This is a genomic window from Pseudoalteromonas sp. S3178, assembly GCF_005886985.1.
In the GTDB taxonomy this organism is placed as follows: Bacteria; Pseudomonadota; Gammaproteobacteria; order Enterobacterales; family Alteromonadaceae; genus Pseudoalteromonas; species Pseudoalteromonas carrageenovora.
Genome location: NZ_PNCW01000270.1, coordinates 1 through 361, shown reverse-complemented (window position 1 = coordinate 361; position 361 = coordinate 1). Strand labels below are relative to the sequence as shown.

General features: G+C 39.1%; 1 protein-coding gene. It reads right to left on the bottom strand.

Annotated elements, in window-relative coordinates:
- On the bottom strand, window positions 1–361 hold a 361-nt coding region (locus tag CWC11_RS20920; protein WP_138684183.1), incomplete at both ends, for an undecaprenyl phosphate translocase family protein.

Sequence of the window (361 nt, the reverse complement as noted above, 5' to 3'; positions counted from 1 at the left end):
TGTTAAAACATGACTATACATACCCAATAATAGTAAAATAAAGCTCCCAGAGATCCCTGGAAGGATCATCGCACAAACGGCGATAGCACCCGATACAAAATATAACCAAGTATGAGGCTCAGCCTCAGCGGGTGCTAATGACGTGATCACATACGCGATCACAACGCCTATGAAGCAGCTGATAATGGTACTTAATCGCCATTGTTCTATTTGTTTCGCAATATAGATAAATGAGGCCAGAATCAAGCCAAAAAAGAACGACCAAACAAGTAATTGATGGTTAGCCAATAAGTATGTAATAACTTTAGCTAAAGAAACTGCACTGGTTATCAGCCCAGCAAATACCGTTAATAAAATATCT